This is a genomic window from uncultured Jannaschia sp., from assembly GCF_947494025.1.
Lineage (GTDB): Bacteria > Pseudomonadota > Alphaproteobacteria > Rhodobacterales > Rhodobacteraceae > Jannaschia.
The window spans coordinates 1-254 of sequence record NZ_CANLTQ010000189.1 but is presented as its reverse complement, the minus strand read 5'-3'; the positions used below and the strand labels follow the sequence as shown (position 1 = coordinate 254).

Here is a 254-nt window from a genome sequence, read left to right as displayed (position 1 = left end):
GACAGCACCGGCATCAAGTTTCGCGGTGATGGCGAATGGCAGGCCCGCAAGCATGGCCCGTCACGCCGGAGGCAATGGCGGAAGGTTCATATTGCCATGGACGCGGGCACCGGAGACGTGCGCGCGGTTGAGTTCACCTCGAGCCGCCAAGGCGACAGCCCGCTGCTGCCGGACCTGCTGACGCAGATCCCGCCGGAGGAGACGATCGGCACGGTCACCGCAGATGGCGCTTACGATACGCGCCGTTGTCATGG

General features: G+C 66.1%; 1 protein-coding gene. It reads left to right on the top strand.

Annotation, left to right across the window (positions count from 1 at the left end):
• The coding region (locus Q1B08_RS21880; RefSeq protein ID WP_299823622.1) for a transposase at window positions 1-254 on the top strand (254 nt) is incomplete at both ends.